The following is a 19,588-nucleotide window of genomic DNA, read 5'->3' as shown; positions in this document are numbered from 1 at the left end:
CGTCCTACAAGACCTTGGCTTCGCTAGCCAGCAAATCCATCGTGGCGCGAACCACCTCGGCAGTCGTTTCGCCTTCGACGATGCGCCCTCCCTGACGAGCGGGCTTCTCGCGATAGCGCAGCACGCGGGTCCGAGGCTCCACCTCAACCACTTCCGCCTGATCAACGCCTATATCGGCAAGCGTCCACACCGTGACGGGCTTCTTCTTCGATTGCATGATCGACCGAACGTTAGGATAGCGCGGCTCGGCCAGGCCCTGCTGCGCCGTCACCACGGCGGGCAAGGCAACGTCGACCAGGGCAACGCCGTCGTCGATCTCGCGCGTGGCGTGCACCGTTGCTCCCGCTACGTCAACCGTCAGCTCCGTGACCACCTGCACGCACGGCAAGCCGCGAAGCTCGGCAACGCGCGGCATGGTTTGTGCGCTCGACGTATCGGCCGACTTGCACCCGCCCAAGATCAGATCCACGGACAGGCGTTCAAGGGCGGCGGACAGCACGCGCGCCTTCGCCGCACCGTCCACGCCGGAAAGAGCCGGGTCGTCGATGAGGTACCCCGCATCCGCGCCCATGGACAGCGCATGGCGAACGGCGGGCATCGACTCGTCCCCGCCTACGCACACGACGAAGACCTCCCCGCCGTGCTCCTCTTTCAACTGCACCGCCCGCTCGACCGCGAACTCGCTATACGGATCGATAACGAGCGTCTGGCCCTCAGTCGACACGCGTCCCTCGGAATCGACACGCACCTCTGCCTCGGTGTCGACGGTTTGCTTGATGCAGACTGCAACGTTCATGGGCAGCCCCCCTTCGTAGTCATCGCGCTGCATGCGGCGGCGCAACGCTTCCTAATACTCCTTCAGAACCGATTTCGCAATAAGGGAACGCTGAACCTGGCTGGTTCCCTCGACGATGGTGAACGATTTTGCATCGCGGTAATAGCGCTCGACCGGGTAGTCCTTGCACAGGCCGTAGCCGCCGAAGATCTGCACCGCCGTTTCCGACGCCTTCACCGCCGCCTCGGAGCAGTACACCTTGGCCACCGAAGCGGTTTTCATCATGGTCTGGATGTCGCCGCCGAACGCGGACGACGCCTGGTCGAGCAGCAGACGCGAAGCCTCCAAGGATATTTCCATATCGGCCAGCATGAAGCGGATGGCCTGTAGATCGGCGATATGCTTGCCGAATTGGATGCGGTCCTTCGCGTACGCTGCCGCCGCCGCAAGCGATGCGGCCGTCACGCCCGTGGCAAGCGCGGCAACGGCCAAGCGACCGCGGTTGAGCGTGTGGTGAGCGATCTCGAAGCCGTCGCCCACGTTGCCCACCACGGTTTCGGGGCCCACGTGCATGTTCTCGAAGAACAGCTGCGACGTCACGGAACCGCGCAGCCCCATCTTGTCTTCTTTGCGGCCGATGATCAGGCCCGGCGTGTCCTTATGCACGATGAAGCACGAAGGCTTCGATTCGCCGTCCTCGTTGACGCGCGCGAACACGGTGAAGTAATCCCCCACGGCGCCGTTGGTGATGAATATCTTGCTGCCGTTGATCACGTAGCCGTCCCCGTCGGGCAGAGCCGTTGTCGCGATGGAGGAAATATCGGAGCCGGCATTGGGCTCGGTCAGCGCAAAGCAGATCTTGGCTTCGCCTGCGGCCAGCGCGGGAAGGATGGACTCCTTCTGCTCGTCGGTGCCGGAAAACACCAACGCGTCGGACCCGATAGCCGAGATAAGGATCATCAGCGCCACGGCCGGAGACTCCCGTGCAATGCGCTCGATCACCCGCACCCAGCAGTGCATGCTCACCTCGACGCCGCCGTGCTCCTCGCCGTACGCAAGCGCGAACAGCCCCTGCTCCACGAACAGCTCGTAGATGTCCTCGGGGAACTCGTCCTCCTCGTCAATATCGGCAGCACGCTGCGACACGACGTCGACGCACAGATCGTCCACCATCGCGAGGATCATGCGCTCCTCTTGCGTTAGTTCGTACATGGGACCCCTTCCCTTATCGTGCTTTGATCGAGGATTGATAGCAGGAGGCCGCCGCATACAGGTCGAATCGCCCACAAGCGATTGCAACGGCGTATTCCTTTCCCACTGATTACTTTCATGATAGAGCGTCACCAAGGTATGCCTACGGTCAAAACAAACGGAATGAGCATCATTGCTGGCCAAAGATTTGGTTCTGTTCCTTCCTTGCGCATGCGCAGTCAAGTCCGATTGGGTAAGCTGCGAATTCTGCCCCGCTACGCATGCGCGAAAACTGCACACAGGAAAGTAAATGACCGGGTCGCATCAACCTCCGACGCGCTATCATCACACTGAGAGATCATTTGAATTGCGCCCGGAGAACGCAAGGCGCAAGCAAGCCCGCAAAGGAGAACCACTATGGCCGTCCAGCTTCGGCAGATCATCGAAGTGCCGTGCGAGATAGACGCGCTTTCTCGTCTTGACGTACTGCGCCAGCTGGACGACGACGCGTTGGCTGCGCTCAACGTCGATCCGTCCGAACTCGACGAACCCTCAACCGAGGAAGAGCCCGCATCGGGCGATCCGGACGAGGTGGCCGACGAGCCGTACGAGCCCGCGCTTTCCGAAGATGCCGCGCATCGCATCGACCGCGCCATCGCCGCCTGCCTAGCCGCATACGAACCGCGCGGAGCCTACAAGGTGTTCAACCCCGCTATCTGCACGCTGCCTCCCAAATACGTCGAGCCTGCCATCAAGCTGGTCGGCACCATGATGGTGTTCCACGGGCAAAGCTCCTACGAGAAGCTGCGTCGCGCCACGCACTGCGCGCTCATGGCCGCAACCATCGGGCCCGAACAGCCCGAAGCGCTGCCCGCAAACGCGGACGACCTCGATCGCGCCATCGCACGCGCATGCGCGCTGGCCTTGGTGGAGAGCACGGCCGACCACGTGAACGCCGACATCGTGAAAACCGCCCTGGACGAAGAGCTCTACACCGACGACCGGCTCTGCCCCGGCGTCGGCGACTTCCCGCTGGAATCCCGTTCGCAGTTCGTGTTCTACACGCAGTCCGAGCAGCGCCTGGGCTTGAAGCTGAACGCCGACGGAGCGTTCGACCCTCCCTTCAGCACGGTTGGCGTCGTGGGCATGTACGACCCCACGCAAAAGGGCCGCAGGCGCGCGTGCGGACGCTGCAAGTACCGCTCCTTTTGCTCCATTCGCGCCATCGGCATGAACTGCCACGGAAGCAAGGGATCTTTCAAGAACCTCTAAGCTCCTCTTCTTGCAACAACGAACGCCTCCCGCAAAGCCCTGCGCATGCAACGCGCAGGGCTTTGACGTCGCACCCCCCCATTCGCGCCCGCAATCGATCCGGAGCGCCCCTGTAAACGGCGAGAAGCCCCAGCTTGCACCGGGGCTTCCGCATCGCTTTCGGAAACGTCCCAGAAAAGACGATCCGACGGGTAGGTGGGACTTAGATCGTGTACAGGTGATCCGGATCCTCCACGGCCTTCGCGTACTCCTTGAGGATACCGCGACCGGAGATGTGCACCATGATCTCGACGGTGCCGCCACCGATCTGGAAGCCGCGGCAGTCGAGCATGAGGCGGGACACGCGGGTCTCGTCGGTGTAGCCCAGGCCGCCCATCAGCTGCAGAGCGCGCGAGCAGCAGTCGGTCATCGCGGGAGCACCGTAGCGCTTGAGCATGGCGGCGTCGTTGTTGACGGGGATGCCGTTGTCAAGCTTCCAGCAGGTGCGATACAGGAAGTTACGGGTGTTGGAGAGCTCGATCTGCATCTCGACGATGTGCTCCTGAACCAGCTGGAACGTCTTGATGCCCTTGCCGAACTGCAGACGCTCGTTGGTCCATGCGCAGGCGTCGTCCATGGCAGCCTGAGCCTCGCCCAGAAGCTCGGCCAGAAGCACGCAGCGCTCCCACTCGAAGTTCTTCATGAGCTGGTAGAAGCCCTTGCCCTTGATGCCCAGCAGCGCGCTTTCCTCGACCACGACGTCATCGAAGTGGATCATCGAGAACGGCATGATCTGCATGCCGATCTTGTTGAGCGGCTCGATGATCACGCCGGGAGCGTCGGAAGCCACCAGGTACATGGACATTTCCTTGTTGTCGCGGGACGGATCCTCGTCCTTGCAGACAACGATGAAGCCGCCGGAGTTCTCGCCCGAGGTCACCCAGGTCTTCGTGCCGTTGATGTGGATCTTGCCGTCGGCATCCTTGGTGGCGCAGGTTTCCATGCCCTGGTTGTCGGAACCGGCACCGGGCTCGGAGATGGCCAGGCAGTACGGAGGATAGCCGTTCTCCTTGTAGTAGTCGATAGCGTACTTGACCTGCTCGGGGTTACCGAACTCGCACATGTCGAACATGATGAGCAGGTTGGGAGCCATGGGGATATTGCCGCCAGCATGGTTGAGCTCTTCGATGATCATGGCCATGGTCACATGGTCGACCGGCTTTCCGCCGTACTCCGCGGGCAGGCCGTACATGCCCCAGCCGTCGTCAACCCAAGCCTTGGCAACCTCGGGAGCGATGCCGCGGTTCTTGTAACCGGCAGCGATGACTTCCTCGGTCAGGTGCTCCTTGCACCACTCGCGAATACCCTTCTTGATCTCGAGCTGTTCCGGGGTGTAGCTGAAATCCATGTTTCCTCCTTCAAAGGACGGTCTCTATTCAAAACACTTGCGTGCTTGAACCTTGGTAATCGGATGCCGCCGTTGCAGCAGACGGCATCCGCTTCCGGAGGCGCAGCGTCACCGCGCCTCCGGGTCGCGCCATAAGAACTACAGGGTCATCGACGCTGCGTAGCCGCCCTTGACAGCCTCGAGCGTACGGTAGACCTTGCCGGCCGGCGTGGTAGCGTCGCCGATGAGCTTGGCGTTCGGGAACACCTTGGCGATCTCGTCGTAGAGCTTGGTGTTCTGCTCGACGCCGAGCGACGTCAGAACGGTATCGCACTCGATAAGCTGCTCTTCGCCGGTCTCGACGTTCTGAACCTTCGCGCCCTTCTTCGTAACCTCGACCAGGCGGGTCAGCGGCATGAGCTTCACGCCCTTGGACTTCACCAAGTTGATGGTGGGGTTCTTGTCGATGATGCCGATGCCGTTGCCCATCTTCTTGGCTTCTTCGATGACCGTGATCTCACGGTTCTCGCACATCGCCTCGGCAACTTCCAAGCCGGCGAATCCGCCGCCCACGACCACGACGCGCTTGCCCACGATAGCGGTGGGACCGGACGCCATGTTCAGGCCCATGCGCATGAAGCCCACGGTACCGCCCTGCGCCTTGATGGCCGCGACGGCAGCCTTCCACAGCATGCCCTTGCCCTCGGGAACCTTGCCGGAGCACATCTCTTTGATGTCCTCGGACTTCACGACGTTCTTGCCGTCGATGCCGGGAACGTCAAGGCTGATGATGCCGCCGCCGGGAGATACGATGACCTCGTCGGGGTTGAGAGCCTTCACTGTGTCGGCATCCACGTAGGTGTTGAGCTTGACCTCGATGTTCGGATGCAGCTTCATCTCTTCGTTCCAGTAGGACACCAGCGGCTCGATCTTGGCGTTGAGCACCTGCGCCATGCCCAGCAGGCCGGCAACGCGATCGGACTTGTCGAGCACGGTCACCTTGTGGCCGCGGACGGCCGCAACGCGAGCAGCTTCCAGGCCACCGGGGCCAGCGCCCACGACGACAACGTGCTTCTGAGCCTCGGCCGGCTTCTCCTCGGGCAGGCCCACCTTGACGCCTTCCCACACGTTGGCGTTGACGGAGCACTGGCACGGCTTGCCGATGAAGATGTTGTCAAGGCAGCGGCTGCACACGATGCAGGGGCGAACCTGCTCGGGATGACCGGCGGCAACCTTGGCAGCCGTATCGGGATCGGCAATGAACTGGCGCGCCATGCCCACGGCGTCGCCGTAGCCCTGCGTGACAACCTTGTCGCACATGTCGAGCGTGTTGATGCGGGTGCCGGGGAAGACGGGCTTGTTCGTAACGGTCTTCACCTGCTTGGCAAGGTCGATGAACTCGCCTTCGGGAACGATCTGGTTCGCGACCGGGCGCGGAGCCTCGTGGAAGCCGGCCTGCACGCTCCAGGCGTCCACGCCGTGCTTCTCGACGATCGGGATGATCTCGAGGGTGTCCTCGATGCGGTTGCCGTTCGGCATCAAGTCGTCGGCGGAGATGCGCACCAGGATGGGCATGTCGTCGCCGCAGGTCTTGTGGATCTCGTCGACGATCTCGCAGAGGAAGCGAGCGCGGTTCTCGGCGCTTCCGCCGTACTCGTCGGTACGATGGTTGGAGTACTTGGACAAAAAGCGCATGACCATGTAGCCGATGCCGGCATGGATCTCGATGATGTCGATGCCGCTGTCCTTGGCGCGCTTGGCAGCTTCGCCGTACTGCTTTACCACGATGGCGATCTCTTCTTTGGTGTACTCGCGCTCGGGCATGCCCACGAACGGACCGCTGGGAACGTCCTTGGAGGGAGCGTAGGACAGCAGCGGATCGTCGCCGGAGGCGCGCCACTCGTAGCACAGCTGCAGCTGAGCGGCCACCTTGGAACCGTGCTTGTGGCAAACCTCGGCGATGCGCTGCCAACCGGGATTGAACTCGTCGGCCCAGATGCCGCATGCGCCCGTCGTGGTGTGGTACTTCGGCTCCGTGTTGAAGCAATCGCAGATGTACGCGCTGCCCACTTCGATCAGGCCCACGCCGCCCTTAGCGCGCTGCTCGTAGAAGTCCACCAAATCGTCCGAAATGTGATAGTTGTCGACCTTCTCGATCGTCATCGGCAGCATGACGAACCGGTTCCTCAGCTCGACGTTGCCGATCGAGAACGGCTCGAGCAGCTTCTGATACTTTGCCACGTTACAACCCCTTTCCGCTTTGCGTTTGCCAAGCGTTCATTCACGTGATACGCCAAGAGGGCGACTCGTCTTGCCCGACCTCTTGATCGTCATTGTACGCGCTGACTTTTAGGCTGACGATGGACAGATAGATTAGATTGTTGGTTATTCGGGGTGTTTAACCCAACATTGCTGGTACAAATTGCCCATTTAGTGGGCTTTTTAGGGCATAGTTATCCCAATTCTGGGGGTTTGCAAACTGCAAACATGCACATTTTTTTTATTTTGTCCTAGAAATAGCCGGCAGCACACGCTATACTGCAAGCGTTCACCGCAGGCCGTACAATCCGAGAGCGAGGCAGCCCTATGAACGCGCTAAGCACGATGCTCCTCATCGCCGACACCTTCGTGGCGCTTTGCGACGAAATGCCCTTGAAGAAAGTGTCGATCAGCGACATCATCGAGCGCACTGGGAAGAACCGCAAAACGTTCTACTACCATTTCGAAAACAAAGAATGCCTCATCACGTGGATATTCCGCTACGATTTAGGCCAGGAGCTCAAGAAGCGCTTCCCCGAAAGCGCGCTGGTGTACGAAGAGAACTCGAACGACTCCATCTCCCGCTTCCCCTACTACATCCTGCAGAAATCCGGCGTTCGCTCGCTCGACCATTCCGAGTTCTTCGAATGCTTCGGCAACGTGCTGGAGACCAAGCGACGCTTCTACACGCAAGCGCTCGTGGACAACAGCCCTTATTCGCTGCGCAACTACCTGTACAACCTGTACTTGCCCGCATTGCGCACGGACATCGACACCATTTTGTCGAACCGCTACCTTCCCAACGAGAACATCCAGTTCCTTGCCGAGTTCTACACCTGCGCGTTTCTGTACTACTACATCCGCAAGTGCGACCAGCCCACTGTCGAGCATTTAACCGGTCAGGCAGGCCCCTTCGCCAACATCATCCACAGCTCGCTTGAAATGCAGATCAAGGAAGCGCAGCTGCGACGCAACCTGTAGGCTTTCAGCGCCCCGAAGGAAGGCTGCGGATTGCGCGGCCTTCCTTCGGGGCGCTGTGCTTCTCATGCGAGAAACTTCGGCGGCAACGCGGCAGATCCCAGTTCGCGCACGGCCGCGCTCATAGGCTGAAGATGAGGTCCTACCAGAAGCTTCGAAGTTGCATGCGCCAGCAGCGCACCCTGCCCGTTGCGCACTTCAGCCTCGCAGAAGCACATGGTGCGACCTCGCTTGATAACGCGACCCGTCGCCGTAACGGGACCGACGCTCGAAGCCTTGAGGTTCGATACGTTGATGTCCATAGTCGTGCAGCCCTCGTCCTCTTCAAGCCATCCGTACACCGCCCAATACGCAGCGCAATCGAGCAGCGAGGCGTACGCGCCGCCATGGGCCCCGCCGAATGCGTTCATGTGCTTGCGCTGAAGATCGCACGACGCGACGCACGACCCCTCGCCCAGCTCCACCAGCTTCACGTCAAGCAGCTCGAAGTAAGGAGAGCGGTTGATCAGCTCGATCACCGCGCTCGCGTGTTCCGGATTCATGGTAGCCATCGTTTTCGCCCTTCCCTTCCCATTGCCTGCGTTTCATGGTAGCGGCCCGCACGTACCGGCGACACGGGCAAATCGCGTGCACCGTGAACCCTTGCGAAACCCCGCGAACAGAAGACGGCAAGCCAGCAACGGCGCCGCCGCCGCAGACCACGTGCGCACGAAAAATCGCGTTTGCTGGCAGGTTTTGACGGTTTGGGGTCGTCGAACCGGGCAAGACGCGCGCCCGCGAAAGGGCAATACCGCAGACCAAAGCTGTGACCTGGTAAAACAAAATACGATCCGAGCAGCGGCGCACGTAACGACGAGAACGACAACCTCTAACCGTCAAAACCTGCCAGCGACAGCGGTTTTTCGCGCGCAAGCCGGCTTGCGCGGAAGCAAACGCGCGCCGAAAGCCCTCGTTCGCAGGAAGAGCGCGCCCGATCCGACCGCGCGCCAACCGTTGGCGCACCACGCAAAAGGGGCCCGACGCAATGCCGGACCCCTTCGAAGGTTGAAGCGCGAACCGCTTGCAGCGCTTACTTCTGGGGATAGAAGCCGCTCGGCTCTTCGCCCAGGTTGATCATGATGTTCTTCGTTTGCGTGTAGTGCTCGAGCATCACCTTGTGGGTCTCGCGACCGATGCCGGACTGCTTGTAGCCGCCGAACGGCGCGCCCGACGGAATCTGGTTGTAGGTGTTCACCCACATGCGGCCCGTCTTCACGCCTCGGGCAACGCGGAACGCGCGGTTGATGTCGCGAGTCCACACGGCACCGCCCAGGCCGTAGACCGAGTCGTTGGCCATGTCGATGACCTCTTGCTCGTCCTTGAACTTGATGACCACGGCCACCGGCCCGAAGATCTCCTCCTGAGCCACGCGGCACGAGTTGTTCGGCACCTCCAGCAGCGTCGGCTTGAGGAACGCGCCCTTTGCCAGCTCGCCTTCCGTAGCTCGCTCGCCGCCCACGAGCACCTTGCCGCCCTCCTGCTTGGCGATCTCGACGTACTCCAGGATCTTGTTCATCTGGCGCTCGTCGATTTGGCTGCCCATCTGAGTGTCGTCTTCCCACGGCAAGCCGACTCGCACGTTCTCGAACGCCTTGACGGCATCTTCGACGAACTTATCGTAGACGTCCTCGTGCACGAAGATTCGGCTGCCGGCGCAGCATACCTGGCCCTGGTTGAACAGGATGCCCAGCTGCACGCCGTCGAGCATCATGTCCCACTTGCAATCGGGGAAGATGATGTTCGCGGACTTGCCGCCCAGTTCGAGCGTAGCCGGAATCAGGCGCTCGGCCGCCGCACGGGCGACGTCGCGACCGACCTCGGTGGAGCCGGTGAACGCCAGCTTGCTGATCTTGGGGTTGTCCAGAATGTACTGGCCGGACTTGGAGCCGCGGCCCGTCACCACGTTGAACACGCCGGCGGGAATGATGTCCTGGGTCAAGCGAGCCAGTTCGAGCACGGTCAACGACGTGGTAGAAGACGGCTTGAACACCGTGCAGTCGCCGGCAGCCAGCACCGGAGCAAGTTTCCAGGCGGCCATGAGGAAGGGGAAGTTCCACGGCACGATCTGGCCCACCACGCCGATGGGCTCGTGGACCACGAGCGACATCATGTTGCCCGGCAGCATGTCGGCCTCGCCCGTGTCGGCCAAAAGCACGCCGGCGAAGTAACGGAAGTGGTCGACGGAGTAAGCCACGTCGATGGCGCGCGTCTCACGGATGGGCTTTCCGTTGTCAAGGGTTTCCAGCAGGGCGAAATGCTCTGCGTTCTCCTCGATGACGTCGGCTATCTTGTTCAGGATGATCGCGCGCTCGGCCTTGTCGGTCTTGCCCCAGGTCTCAAAAGCCTTCCATGCGGCGTCGACGGCGCGCTCGACGTCTTCTTTCGAAGCGTCGGCAATCGTGGAGAGCTTCTCTCCGTTTGCAGGGCAGTAGACATCGAGCGTCGCGGCGTCGGACGCGTCGGCCCACTGGCCCCCGATGTAGAGTTGATAGGATTCCTGAGCAGGATTGTTCATTTGTGCATCCTTTCTCTTGGAAGCGCATGCGATGCGTTCAGGATAGCGATTCACCTTGATCGCTTTCTCTAGCATACCCCGCGAGCAGCAGAACTGTCAGTCGTCTTCTCATGAAGAATCGTCAACGGTCCGTAAACGTGGGTGATCAGGTGTCAATTACAGGCGAACGGAAGCTGTTCCAAGACGAAAGGCGAAAAAACCGATCGGGAAGCCAGCCGCGGAAACCGGGATCCAGCGCGCAAGCGCAAGCGCCCGCGTCGCATCGAGCGCAACGCACCCCGGCACGCCCGCGCCCCAGCAACGCGACGAGGGGTGCGCCAACCTTCGTCAGCGCACCCCTCGTCGGTCCTTGCCAGCAGCTTGCACGCAGCCGAAACGCTTACGCGCGCTGCTGCTTGTCCAAAAGCAGTCGGTTCAAGGCGTTCAGGTACGCCTTCGCCGACGAGACGATGATGTCGCCGTCCGCCCCGCGACCGGTATAGGCGTCCCCGCCCTCGGCCGTCACGCGCACGGTCACCTCGCCCAAGGCGTCGATGCCGCGCGTGACGGAGGTCACCGTGAACTCGGTCAGGTCGTTGCCCACCTGCACGATCTTGTCCACGGCCTTGAACGCGGCGTCGATGGGGCCGGTTCCGTACTCGCACACCGTGCGAACCTCGCCCTCGGCATCGCGCAGCGTGAGCGTTGCGGTCGGGGTGAGCGGGAAACCGCAGCTGATCTGAATGGCTTCGAGCGTGTACAGCGCGCGCTCGTTGCGATCGCGCTCGTTGATCAGGCTCTCCAGGTCTTCGTCGTAGACTTCCTTCTTCTTGTCGGCCAGGTTGAGGAACGCCTCGTACACCTGATCGAGCGCCTCGCCCTCGAAGTCGTAGCCCAGTTCCTCCAGGCGATGCTTGAGCGCCGCATGGCCCGAACGCGCCGTCAGCACGATCTGGCTCTGGCCTGCGCCCACGTCCACCGGATCGATGATCTCGTAGGTGTCGCGCTTCTTCAGCACGCCGTCTTGGTGAATGCCCGAGGAGTGCGCGAACGCGTTCGCGCCCACGATAGCCTTGTTGGCCTGCACGTTCATGCCGGTGATGGACGACACCAAGCGGCTGGCCTTCACGAATTCGCGCGTGTTCACGTCGGTGTGCGCGTCCAGCTCTTCTTCGTGCATCCTGATGGCCATGACCACTTCCTCCATGGCCGTGTTGCCCGCACGCTCCCCCAGGCCGTTGATGGTGCACTCGACCTGGCGGGCGCCGTTTCTCACGCCGGCCATGGCAAGCGCCGTGGCCATGCCCAGATCGTTGTGGCAATGCACGGCGATCTTCACGTTCTCGATGCCGTTCACGCCGTCGACCAGGTACTTGATGCGCTGTCCGAACTCTTCGGGCAGCGAATAGCCCGTCGTGTCGGGGATGTTCACCACGGTGGCGCCCGCGTTCACGACGGCCTGTATCACGCGCACCAGGAAATCGTAGTCGGAACGGCCCGCGTCCTCGGCGTAGAATTGCACGTCCTCAACGTACTTTTTCGCGTACTTCACGCACTTGACCGCGCGCTCGATGCACTCTTCTTCGGTGATGCGCAGCTTGTCGCGCAAATGGCTCGGACTCACGCCGATGCCCGTGTGAATGCGCGGGCGCTTGGCGTAGCGAAGCGCGTCGGCTGCCGAATCGATGTCCTTCTCGACCGCGCGCGTCAAACCGCACACGACGGCCTGATCGCCCGCCAGCTCGGCGATGCGGCGGACGCTCTCGAAATCGCCCGGGCTCGAAATGGGGAAACCCGCCTCGATGACGTCGACGTTCAGACGTAGCAGCTGACGCGCGACCACCAGTTTCTCCTCGGTGTTCATGGATGCGCCCGGCGATTGCTCGCCGTCGCGCAGCGTGGTGTCGAAGATATCGATCTTGCGCGTCATGTGCTCATTCCTTCCCGTCATACGCCTGCCGCCCGCTTCGCCGAAAGGCGCCGCGGGCGGCAGGCTGCTCAAATTGGTTTGATAATCATAGCTAATTAAGCCAACCGATTCAATTGGGATTCTTCGAGCTCCGGTCAATTCCGGGAAACCGACCGTAAAGGGAGGCGAGCGGCGCTTCTCTGAAGCACCGCTGCAACTTCTCCCCCCGATCTTACAGCTTGATGTACCAGAGGTTCTTGAGGTCGGCCAAACCCGCGCGCAGCTTCGCCAGCACGTCCTCGTCGACCGAACCCTCCACGTTCATGTATGCAAGCGCACAGCGCTCCTCCGACTTCGTGCCGATCTGCATCGTGGTGATGTTGATGCCCGCTTCGCCCAAGATGGTCCCGATGGTGCCCACGCGACCCGGCGCGTCTTCGTACTCGAACACGAGCGACTGCGACGCCGGGGCGATGTCCATCTTGTACCCCAAAAGCGACACCAGGCGCGCCGCCTGCGCCTCGCCGGCCAGCGTGCACGCAACCTCGGTGCCGTCGGCCACGATGGACACCGTGGAAGCGTACCCGGCGGCGTCGGCGTTCGACAGCGTATCGATGCGAATGCCGTGGCGCTTCGCTACGGCCTCGGCGTTCACCGGGGTGACCGTTGCCGTGTTCTGGTAGGACAGCAGCCCCTTGAGCATGCCGGCAACCAGAATGGACAGGTCGGCGTTCGCCAGCGCGCCCGCCGCCGTCAGCTTCAAGAACTGCGGAACCTCGCCGTGAATCTGGGACAACATGCTGCCCATCATCTGGCAGGCGGGAACGTAGGGTCCCACCGTGTCCATGACCTCGGGCGGCACGGGAGCCATGTTGAGCGCCGTGGGAACGATGGACCCCTCCAGGCCGGCCGCCACGTACTCGGCCGTCTGCACGCCCGCTCGCAGCTGAGCCTCGAGCGTGCTCGCACCCAGATGCGGCGTGAGGATGGCGTTCTCGAACTCGTGCAGCGGGCTCTCGCGGCACGGCTCCGTTTCGTACACGTCAAGCCCCACCGCGCCGATCTTGCCCGCCGCCAGGAAATCGGCCAGCGAATCGACGTTGAAGATGCCGCCGCGCGCAGCGTTGACCAAGATGACGCCGTCTTTCATGGCGGCGTACTGTTCCGGCCCGAACATGCCGATGGTCTCTTTGGTCTTGGGCAGGTGAACCGTGATGAAATCGGCCAGCGGAACGATGGCGTTCACGTCGTCGTACAACGTCACGCCCAGCTGCTCGGCACGCTCGGGGCTGCAGTACGGATCGTACCCGATCAGCTTCATGCCGAACGCGCGGGCTCGCTCGGCGACCAAGCCGCCGATGCGGCCCAGGCCGAAGATGGCCAGCGTCTTCTCGTACAGCTCGACGCCCGTGAACTTGGCGCGCTCCCACACGCCCGCATGCATGGACGCGTTCGCAGGCGCGATGTTGCGCGCGCATGCCAACATGAGGGCCATGGTGTGCTCGGCGGCCGACACGATGTTCGACGTCGGCGCGTTGCATACGATGACGCCGCGCTCGGTTGCGGCCTCCACGTCGACGTTGTCCACGCCTACGCCCGCGCGCCCGATGATGCGCAGCTTGCCGCCAGCCTCGATCACCTCGCGCGTGACCTTCGTGGCCGACCGCACGATGAGCCCGTCGTACTCGGGAATGGCCGCAAGCAGCTCTTCGGGCGTCATTTTCAGCTTGACGTCGACCTCGATGCCCTTGTCGCGCAGCACCGCAAGGCCGGCTTCGGCCAGCTTCTCGGAAACCAGCACCTTCTTCGTCATAACGAACCCACCTTTTGATTCATGTAACAGTGTCGGAATGAAGATGCCCCGACCAGGCGCACATGCCTCGGCCGAACGGGCGGAACCATCATACGAAAAAACCGCCCGCGCGAAAGCACGAGCGGCGAAATAACCGATGAAATGCGAACTGCGGGGCTTATGCGGCCGCACGAACCGCATACGACCCCGCAGTTGAAAGCAGTTTTCTACCAGCGCATTTCCCGATGCTTGATGTTGTTCGCAAGCATCACGCACGCAATGGGCAGAGCCAGGGACACGATCGCGCTCACGATGGACGAGAGCTCCGCGCCGCCGAGGAACGTGCCCACCAGGTTGAGCGCGCCGAACACCACGCCCAGAACCGCCAGAACGAAAAACGCGCCGATCTTGCTGGGGTTGTTCGCCCCACGCAACCCGAAAATACCGATGATCAGGTTGAAAGCGGACGACAAAAGCAAGCCGAACCCAACGATCATAGTCAATCCACCCGCAACGGCGGCATCGTCGTTTGCCGTATCGATACCCGATACGCCCAAAGCACCGCCTCCGGCCAGCAGCAACGCCCCCGATACAACCCCCAGGACGCCCAGCACAATCATGATGATCGAAATAACCTTGAGAACCTTCTGAGACCCGCTCTTTTCCATGTCATCCTCCATTTTCTTGGAAAGGACCCAAACAAGGCAACGCTTGCTGCCAGCAGATCCCTCGCTTCCTTCTTCGTTATTCGCTGCGCTTGCGTACACCAACCGCGCCCAGCGCAACGGCGCCGAACGCAACGCACGCGATCAAGGCCATAGCTATCATGTTCGACGTATCTCCCGTTTTAACCAACGTCTTAGGCTGAGCCTCAGCCGCCGGCACGATCTTGCCGTCCTGCACGTCCTTTGGCACCGTCAAGGCGAAAGATGAAAGCTCGCCCACGCTGACCAGCACCTTCCCGTTCGCGCATTCGGCCGTCATCGTCTCCAAGGTCCCATCCGCCTTCAGATGGCGAACCGTGACCGTCTTCCCATCGTGCTTCCTATCCAAAGGGAACGACAGCCGCAACGCGCCCTCGTACGAGCCGCCCGTCAAGCGCACCTCGTACGCGGAAAGCACGTCGTGCCCCTCACGGCCGGCCTGCGCCAAAACCGCCTGGTACGCAGCGCCCGAGGACAAGGGCGCCACTTCGAGAACAGCGCCCTCGGTCAGCTTCCCACTCACCTGGACCAAGCTCTTTTCGTCCACGATGGTGCGGTCGACGTACACCGGCGCCAAAGCCGTCCACTTCGCGTACAACGTGGTATCGCAGGCAACCGTATCGCTTTCGAAATCCCACGGAACCGTCAATGCGGAATCCTTGCACCATCCGCCGAACGTCGCGCCGCTCTTTACCGGGTCGACCGGTTTGGCGACCTTCGATCCGGCCTTAACCGTTTGGGGTTCCACGGCGCTGCCGCCAGCAACGTCGAACGAAACGGTGCACACGGCCTCGGACGCAATATGAGTGGGAATCGGGTTCTTCTCGCCCATCAGCACAGGCAGGTTCCCAGAGGAAAACGTCCAAGCGCCCAGAGGAGCCGCCATGAACCCGAGTCCGTTTTGACGCTGCCACCACGATGCGTCGACGATGTCCGTTGCGGACGCATCCGCGCCGTCCTTCGTCTCGGCACCCTTCTCAGGCGCGATATCAGACGACCCAATGCCAACGCTCATGCCCGCAAACCCATAATTATTCGAAGCTGTAAATACGTTTTCATTTACAGCGTTGCCCCAGACGCGACCTGCCGACGAGGCACCGCTCGTCGCAATAACGGACGAACCGAGCGCGGCGCAATTCTTGATGGTATTCTCGCCCTGGTAGTTGTCCACGTTGCCCACGATGCCGCCGACCACCTCTTTCCCCTGCACCATGCCCGTGCTATAGGAATACGAGATGTTGACACCCGTGCGCACGAAGCCCGCAATGCCGCCAATAGAGCTTGCCGATCCGGTCACGGAAGCCGTGCTGTAGCAATTCTCGATAAGCGCGCGGCCGGTAGCAGCGCCGACCAACCCGCCCACGGAGTCATTGCCGCTGACCGCACCCGAAACGAAGCAACGCGAAACGACGCCTCCCCGCAACTCCGACGCCAAAGCTCCAGCGTAGTTCCCCCCGGTCACAGCAACGTCCGCCAACCCCAGATTCACGATACGGCCCTTCACCATGCCGAACAACGACGCCTGCGAAGCGCCGCCGTTGACAACCAAGCCGGAGATCGTCCTCCCGCCTCCATCGAAGGTGCCGGAATACGTCCCGCAAGGAGCATCCCAAGCCTCAGCGAGATCGATGTTCGCCGTCAACTTGAAACTCGCGTTCGAGAGGGTGCCGTCGTTCAGTCCGGCTCCCATGGCGCGCAACTGGGCCTCGTTCTCGATCAGGTACGGATCGTCCTCCAACCCGGTGCCGCCGCCAAACGACGCAGCGGGTTCCGCCGCAAACGCCGCCACCGGCATCAAAGCAAGCAGCAGGACCGCTCCCGCAAACGCGCTCGCCCATCGTTTACCCATCGGCTTTCCTTTCGTTTAATTTCATGCATTTTGAGGGCAATCATGTCATATAATTCAATACGCAAACCGTTTTCTGCACAAACGGTAAGATTTTCAAACATGAACGGAACGGGAAAAGCGGTGACGTTTCCAGTTGCGTTCAACGACGATACCCCAAGGAACTCAACACCGGCCAGAAAGGCAACACCGTGCGCATCGCACTCTGCGAAGACAACCCCAAAGACCTGGCGGTGCTCGCGAACTTGCTCGACAGATACCGTCGGGAAACGAAAGCCAGCCTCTCCCTCGCCGCTTACACCAGCGGCGTTGCACTATTCGATGACGTGCGCAACGAGGCTTTCGACCTACTGCTGCTCGACGTCATGATGCCTTTCGTCGACGGTATGCAGATCGCTCGGGAAATCCGAGAGTTCGACGAAAACGTCAAGATTGCGTTTCTCACCTCATCACCCGAATTCGCCGTTCAAAGCTACGAGGTCGACGCGTTCCATTACCTTCTGAAACCCGTGAGCTACGACAAGCTGCTCCCCATGCTCGACAAGCTGCGGCTGCACATCGAAGGGCACGACGCGGGGCTGGCTGTCAAGCTCAAGAGCGGGGCCGCCAACATCCCATTCGCGCGCATGGCCTATGTCGAAGTGCTCAACCGAACCGTACGCTTCCACCTGACCGACAAGAGCGTGCGAGAAGTTGCCGGGTCGCTTTCGGACTACGAGCCGCAGCTTCTCAGCCGACCCGAATTCATCCGAACCCACCGGGCGTTCATCGTCAATCTTGATCAGATTCAAGGGCTGGAGAAGCTAAGCCTGCGCACGTTCTCGGACGAGTCAGTCCCCGTATCGCGCAGACTGTTCGGCGAGGTCAAAGCCGCCTACTTGAAGCGGTTGTTCATGCAGGCGGAAATGGCGTAACGGCATGTCGCTCGTACCCGTATTCATCCTGCCCGTCTACGCCGTTGCCTTCATGTGGGTATTGCTCGACGTGCAGCCCGCCAAGATCCCGCCGCAGCGCAAGAAGATCGCGATCGCATTCGCCCTTGGCACAATCATCGTCAACGTCGCCGTGTTCCTTCTGTTCGGGCGCACCGCCTACGCGCACGCATACGCCCTGATCATGCACGTCCCGATTCTCATCGGATTCTCGATCATCTCCCCGTATCGTGGATGGAAGGTGGCGTTCGCGTTCCTCACCGCATTCGTGTCCTGCGCCGTCCCCGTTATCGTGGATTCGGTCGCGCGCTTATTCGGGGAAACCGGGCCCTGGACCGAGCTGGCCATCTTTGCCGCAACGTGCGCGCTGATGCTTCTTGTGGCCGCAAAGGGATTCCGCAACCTGGTCGCCTACGCGCTCAAGCACGGCGAACCCGGCGATTTCGCTCGGTTCTCCCTGATTCCGTTGACGTACGAACTGTACGCGTTCTCAACGCGGGGCAGCTTCTCCATCACGGACCTGCCTGCCGGGCTGAACGCGCGCCTGGTACCCCTTGTGCTTACGGTGCTGTCGTACTACCTGGTCTTTCGCGTATTCAAAAACACGCGCGAAAAGCAGGTGCTGCTTCAGGAACAGCAAGCCGCCGCAGCGCAGCTCGACCAGGCCAAGCTCGAGCTCAGCCGATTGCGCGAGACAACCGCGCAAACGGCAGCCTACCGACACGACATGCGCCACCACCTTGCGCTTGTCAGCAACTTGGTTGCTGAAGGCAACGCCGAAAAGCTCAAGGAGTACCTAGCGGAAATCGAAGCCGACCTTGACGACATCACTCCGCAGCGGTTCTGCAACGACGAGACGACGAACCTGATACTGTCCTCGTTTTCCGCAAAGGCACATCACTTTGGCGTGTCGATGCAGGTAACGGCGAGCCTTTCCCGACACGTGCCGCTAAGCGACACGGAGTGGTGCGCCCTGCTGTCGAACCTGCTGGAAAACGCCGTGACCGCTTGCGCGAACGTGCACGACGGTCGAAACCGCGAGGTTCGCCTGGCAATTACGAGCGCCGACGACCGCACGTTGCTGGTCCTTGTCGAAAACCCCTGCTGCAAGACCGTGACCATGGAAAACGACAGACCGACGACGTCCGAACAAGGACACGGCTTCGGCATCAAAAGCGTGGACGCCATCGTGGAAAAGCACGGGGGCATGTCCCTGTACGAAACCGTCGGCGGCGCGTTCGTCGCCCGCATCGCCATTCCCCTGGAGCAGCAGCCCGCATAGCGTCCCCGCGCGCATGGGACGCTCTTGCATCTCCTCAAAGTTAGTATAAACTAACTTTCAAACAAGCAACGCCTACAGAAGGTGCGGGCCGCAGGGCGCTTCCACCCTGCCCCATCTTCTCCAACGAGCATCGGAGCAGCGTCATGAAGGCCAAGGCATATTACGCGGTCCAAGACAGTCACGAAATGGGCATGGGGCAAAAGTTCGTGAAAACGTCGCCGGTACTGCACGAATTCAAAAGCGAGAAGGCGCGCGACGCCTGGGTGGAACGGGCGGCCGACCGTCGTCGCAAAGTGAACGCGAAAGAGAAAGAGGCCCTGCAGGCGCAGTCGCCCTTGCGAACCACGTCCCCGGTGCGCCACGCAACGCTCCCGAAGAAAAGCTGGGAATAGCAGCGTCGCGCCTATTCCCAGCTTCCCCACACGTCCGGAGCGTAGCCCACCGTGGCCTGCTTCCCGTTGCGCACCACCGGCTCCGCCACAACGTGCTGGTTCTCCAAAACCTTGTCGAACTTCTGGTCGGGGCTCAAATACGCCAGCAGCGCCACCAGATCGGCATCCTTCGCCTTCGGGTCCACCAGCTTGTCGATCCCGCCCACGGCGCGGCAGACCGACTCCAGCTCCCCTTTGCTCATGCCCTTTTCCTTCAAGTCGATGAACTGGAACTTCACGCGGCGTTCCTTGAAGTAGCGCTGGGCCTTCTTCGTATCGAAGCTCTTTTTCGTGCCGAATACCTGGATGTTCATGCTT

At 61.4% G+C, this 19,588-nt stretch carries 16 protein-coding genes; 5 read left to right on the top strand and 11 right to left on the bottom strand.

Annotation, left to right across the window (positions count from 1 at the left end; genetic code table 11):
* Window positions 1–4: 4 nt before the first annotated feature.
* Both LG373_RS04285 and LG373_RS04280 read right to left on the bottom strand, forming a co-directional pair.
* Window positions 5–796, bottom strand: coding sequence for an electron transfer flavoprotein subunit beta/FixA family protein (locus tag LG373_RS04285; protein WP_114566122.1), 792 nt, complete (start codon window positions 794–796; stop codon window positions 5–7).
* Between the two features lie 51 nt (window positions 797–847).
* Complete coding sequence (locus tag LG373_RS04280) at window positions 848–1,987, bottom strand: acyl-CoA dehydrogenase family protein (RefSeq protein ID WP_216528447.1); 1,140 nt, start codon at window positions 1,985–1,987, stop codon at window positions 848–850.
* Window positions 1,988–2,383: 396 nt separating this feature from the next.
* Here LG373_RS04280 and LG373_RS04275 point away from each other — a divergent pair, with 396 nt between their 5' ends.
* Window positions 2,384–3,238 (top strand): phage tail protein, encoded by an 855-nt coding sequence (locus LG373_RS04275; protein ID WP_216528446.1) that lies wholly within the window; start codon window positions 2,384–2,386, stop codon window positions 3,236–3,238.
* A gap of 202 nt (window positions 3,239–3,440) precedes the next feature.
* On the opposite strand, the gene LG373_RS04270 is transcribed toward LG373_RS04275, so the two are convergent.
* Together LG373_RS04270 and LG373_RS04265 are read right to left on the bottom strand one after the other, a co-directional pair.
* Entirely contained in the window at window positions 3,441–4,625 is a 1,185-nt protein-coding gene (locus LG373_RS04270; protein ID WP_225749100.1) for an acyl-CoA dehydrogenase family protein, read from the bottom strand.
* Between the two features lie 138 nt (window positions 4,626–4,763).
* Window positions 4,764–6,845, bottom strand: a complete 2,082-nt coding sequence (locus LG373_RS04265; protein ID WP_114566006.1) for an FAD-dependent oxidoreductase — start codon at window positions 6,843–6,845, stop codon at window positions 4,764–4,766.
* 345 nt (window positions 6,846–7,190) lie between these two features.
* Here LG373_RS04265 and LG373_RS04260 point away from each other — a divergent pair, with 345 nt between their 5' ends.
* Window positions 7,191–7,844 carry a TetR/AcrR family transcriptional regulator C-terminal domain-containing protein gene (locus LG373_RS04260; protein WP_225749099.1) on the top strand — a complete coding sequence of 218 codons (654 nt, stop codon included), beginning with the start codon at window positions 7,191–7,193 and terminating at the stop codon, window positions 7,842–7,844.
* Between the two features lie 62 nt (window positions 7,845–7,906).
* Here LG373_RS04260 and LG373_RS04255 read toward each other — a convergent pair whose 3' ends face one another.
* The 6 genes from LG373_RS04255 to LG373_RS04230 all read right to left on the bottom strand — a co-directional run bounded on the left by LG373_RS04255 (window position 7,907) and on the right by LG373_RS04230 (window position 16,628).
* Complete coding sequence (locus tag LG373_RS04255; RefSeq protein ID WP_225749098.1) at window positions 7,907–8,392, bottom strand: PaaI family thioesterase; 486 nt, start codon at window positions 8,390–8,392, stop codon at window positions 7,907–7,909.
* 518 nt (window positions 8,393–8,910) lie between these two features.
* Entirely contained in the window at window positions 8,911–10,395 is a 1,485-nt protein-coding gene (locus LG373_RS04250; protein ID WP_114566003.1) for an aldehyde dehydrogenase family protein, read from the bottom strand.
* Between the two features lie 379 nt (window positions 10,396–10,774).
* Window positions 10,775–12,304, bottom strand: coding sequence for a 2-isopropylmalate synthase (locus tag LG373_RS04245; RefSeq protein ID WP_114566002.1), 1,530 nt, complete (start codon window positions 12,302–12,304; stop codon window positions 10,775–10,777).
* Between the two features lie 211 nt (window positions 12,305–12,515).
* A complete protein-coding gene (gene serA / locus LG373_RS04240) occupies window positions 12,516–14,096 on the bottom strand; it encodes a phosphoglycerate dehydrogenase (protein WP_114566001.1) in 1,581 nt (526 codons plus the stop codon).
* Window positions 14,097–14,302: 206 nt separating this feature from the next.
* A complete protein-coding gene (locus tag LG373_RS04235; RefSeq protein WP_225749097.1) occupies window positions 14,303–14,743 on the bottom strand; it encodes a hypothetical protein in 441 nt (146 codons plus the stop codon).
* A 76-nt stretch (window positions 14,744–14,819) separates the two neighbouring features.
* A complete protein-coding gene (locus LG373_RS04230; protein WP_225749096.1) occupies window positions 14,820–16,628 on the bottom strand; it encodes an InlB B-repeat-containing protein in 1,809 nt (602 codons plus the stop codon).
* 188 nt (window positions 16,629–16,816) lie between these two features.
* Here LG373_RS04230 and LG373_RS04225 point away from each other — a divergent pair, with 188 nt between their 5' ends.
* From LG373_RS04225 to LG373_RS04215, 3 genes are all read left to right on the top strand, one after another.
* On the top strand, window positions 16,817–17,539 hold the full coding sequence (locus LG373_RS04225) for a LytTR family DNA-binding domain-containing protein (RefSeq protein ID WP_114565998.1): 723 nt from the start codon (window positions 16,817–16,819) through the stop codon (window positions 17,537–17,539).
* A 4-nt stretch (window positions 17,540–17,543) separates the two neighbouring features.
* Complete coding sequence (locus LG373_RS04220) at window positions 17,544–18,839, top strand: GHKL domain-containing protein (RefSeq protein ID WP_114565997.1); 1,296 nt, start codon at window positions 17,544–17,546, stop codon at window positions 18,837–18,839.
* A gap of 143 nt (window positions 18,840–18,982) precedes the next feature.
* Window positions 18,983–19,231, top strand: coding sequence for a hypothetical protein (locus LG373_RS04215; protein WP_225749095.1), 249 nt, complete (start codon window positions 18,983–18,985; stop codon window positions 19,229–19,231).
* 11 nt (window positions 19,232–19,242) lie between these two features.
* Here LG373_RS04215 and LG373_RS04210 read toward each other — a convergent pair whose 3' ends face one another.
* Complete coding sequence (locus tag LG373_RS04210) at window positions 19,243–19,584, bottom strand: arsenate reductase family protein (RefSeq protein ID WP_114565987.1); 342 nt, start codon at window positions 19,582–19,584, stop codon at window positions 19,243–19,245.
* Window positions 19,585–19,588 lie beyond the last annotated feature (4 nt).

This window comes from Paraeggerthella sp. Marseille-Q4926 (genome assembly GCF_916618935.1).
Taxonomy (GTDB): Bacteria; Actinomycetota; Coriobacteriia; order Coriobacteriales; family Eggerthellaceae; genus Paraeggerthella; species Paraeggerthella hominis.
Note: the sequence above shows the minus strand (reverse complement) of the source record. Positions and strands in the feature narration are given on the sequence as shown.

Excerpts from the sequence above, each read along its gene's own strand:
- LG373_RS04285 (WP_114566122.1), bottom strand. The coding sequence starts at position 796 with ATGAACGTTGCAGTCTGCATCAAGCAAACCGTCGACACCGAGGCAGAG.
- LG373_RS04280 (WP_216528447.1), bottom strand. The coding sequence starts at position 1,987 with ATGTACGAACTAACGCAAGAGGAGCGCATGATCCTCGCGATGGTGGAC.
- LG373_RS04275 (WP_216528446.1), top strand. The coding sequence starts at position 2,384 with ATGGCCGTCCAGCTTCGGCAGATCATCGAAGTGCCGTGCGAGATAGAC.
- LG373_RS04270 (WP_225749100.1), bottom strand. The coding sequence starts at position 4,625 with ATGGATTTCAGCTACACCCCGGAACAGCTCGAGATCAAGAAGGGTATT.
- LG373_RS04260 (WP_225749099.1), top strand. The coding sequence starts at position 7,191 with ATGAACGCGCTAAGCACGATGCTCCTCATCGCCGACACCTTCGTGGCG.
- LG373_RS04255 (WP_225749098.1), bottom strand. The coding sequence starts at position 8,392 with ATGGCTACCATGAATCCGGAACACGCGAGCGCGGTGATCGAGCTGATC.
- LG373_RS04250 (WP_114566003.1), bottom strand. The coding sequence starts at position 10,395 with ATGAACAATCCTGCTCAGGAATCCTATCAACTCTACATCGGGGGCCAG.
- LG373_RS04245 (WP_114566002.1), bottom strand. The coding sequence starts at position 12,304 with ATGACGCGCAAGATCGATATCTTCGACACCACGCTGCGCGACGGCGAG.
- serA (WP_114566001.1), bottom strand. The coding sequence starts at position 14,096 with ATGACGAAGAAGGTGCTGGTTTCCGAGAAGCTGGCCGAAGCCGGCCTT.
- LG373_RS04235 (WP_225749097.1), bottom strand. The coding sequence starts at position 14,743 with ATGGAAAAGAGCGGGTCTCAGAAGGTTCTCAAGGTTATTTCGATCATC.
- LG373_RS04230 (WP_225749096.1), bottom strand. The coding sequence starts at position 16,628 with ATGGGTAAACGATGGGCGAGCGCGTTTGCGGGAGCGGTCCTGCTGCTT.
- LG373_RS04220 (WP_114565997.1), top strand. The coding sequence starts at position 17,544 with ATGTCGCTCGTACCCGTATTCATCCTGCCCGTCTACGCCGTTGCCTTC.
- LG373_RS04215 (WP_225749095.1), top strand. The coding sequence starts at position 18,983 with ATGAAGGCCAAGGCATATTACGCGGTCCAAGACAGTCACGAAATGGGC.
- LG373_RS04210 (WP_114565987.1), bottom strand. The coding sequence starts at position 19,584 with ATGAACATCCAGGTATTCGGCACGAAAAAGAGCTTCGATACGAAGAAG.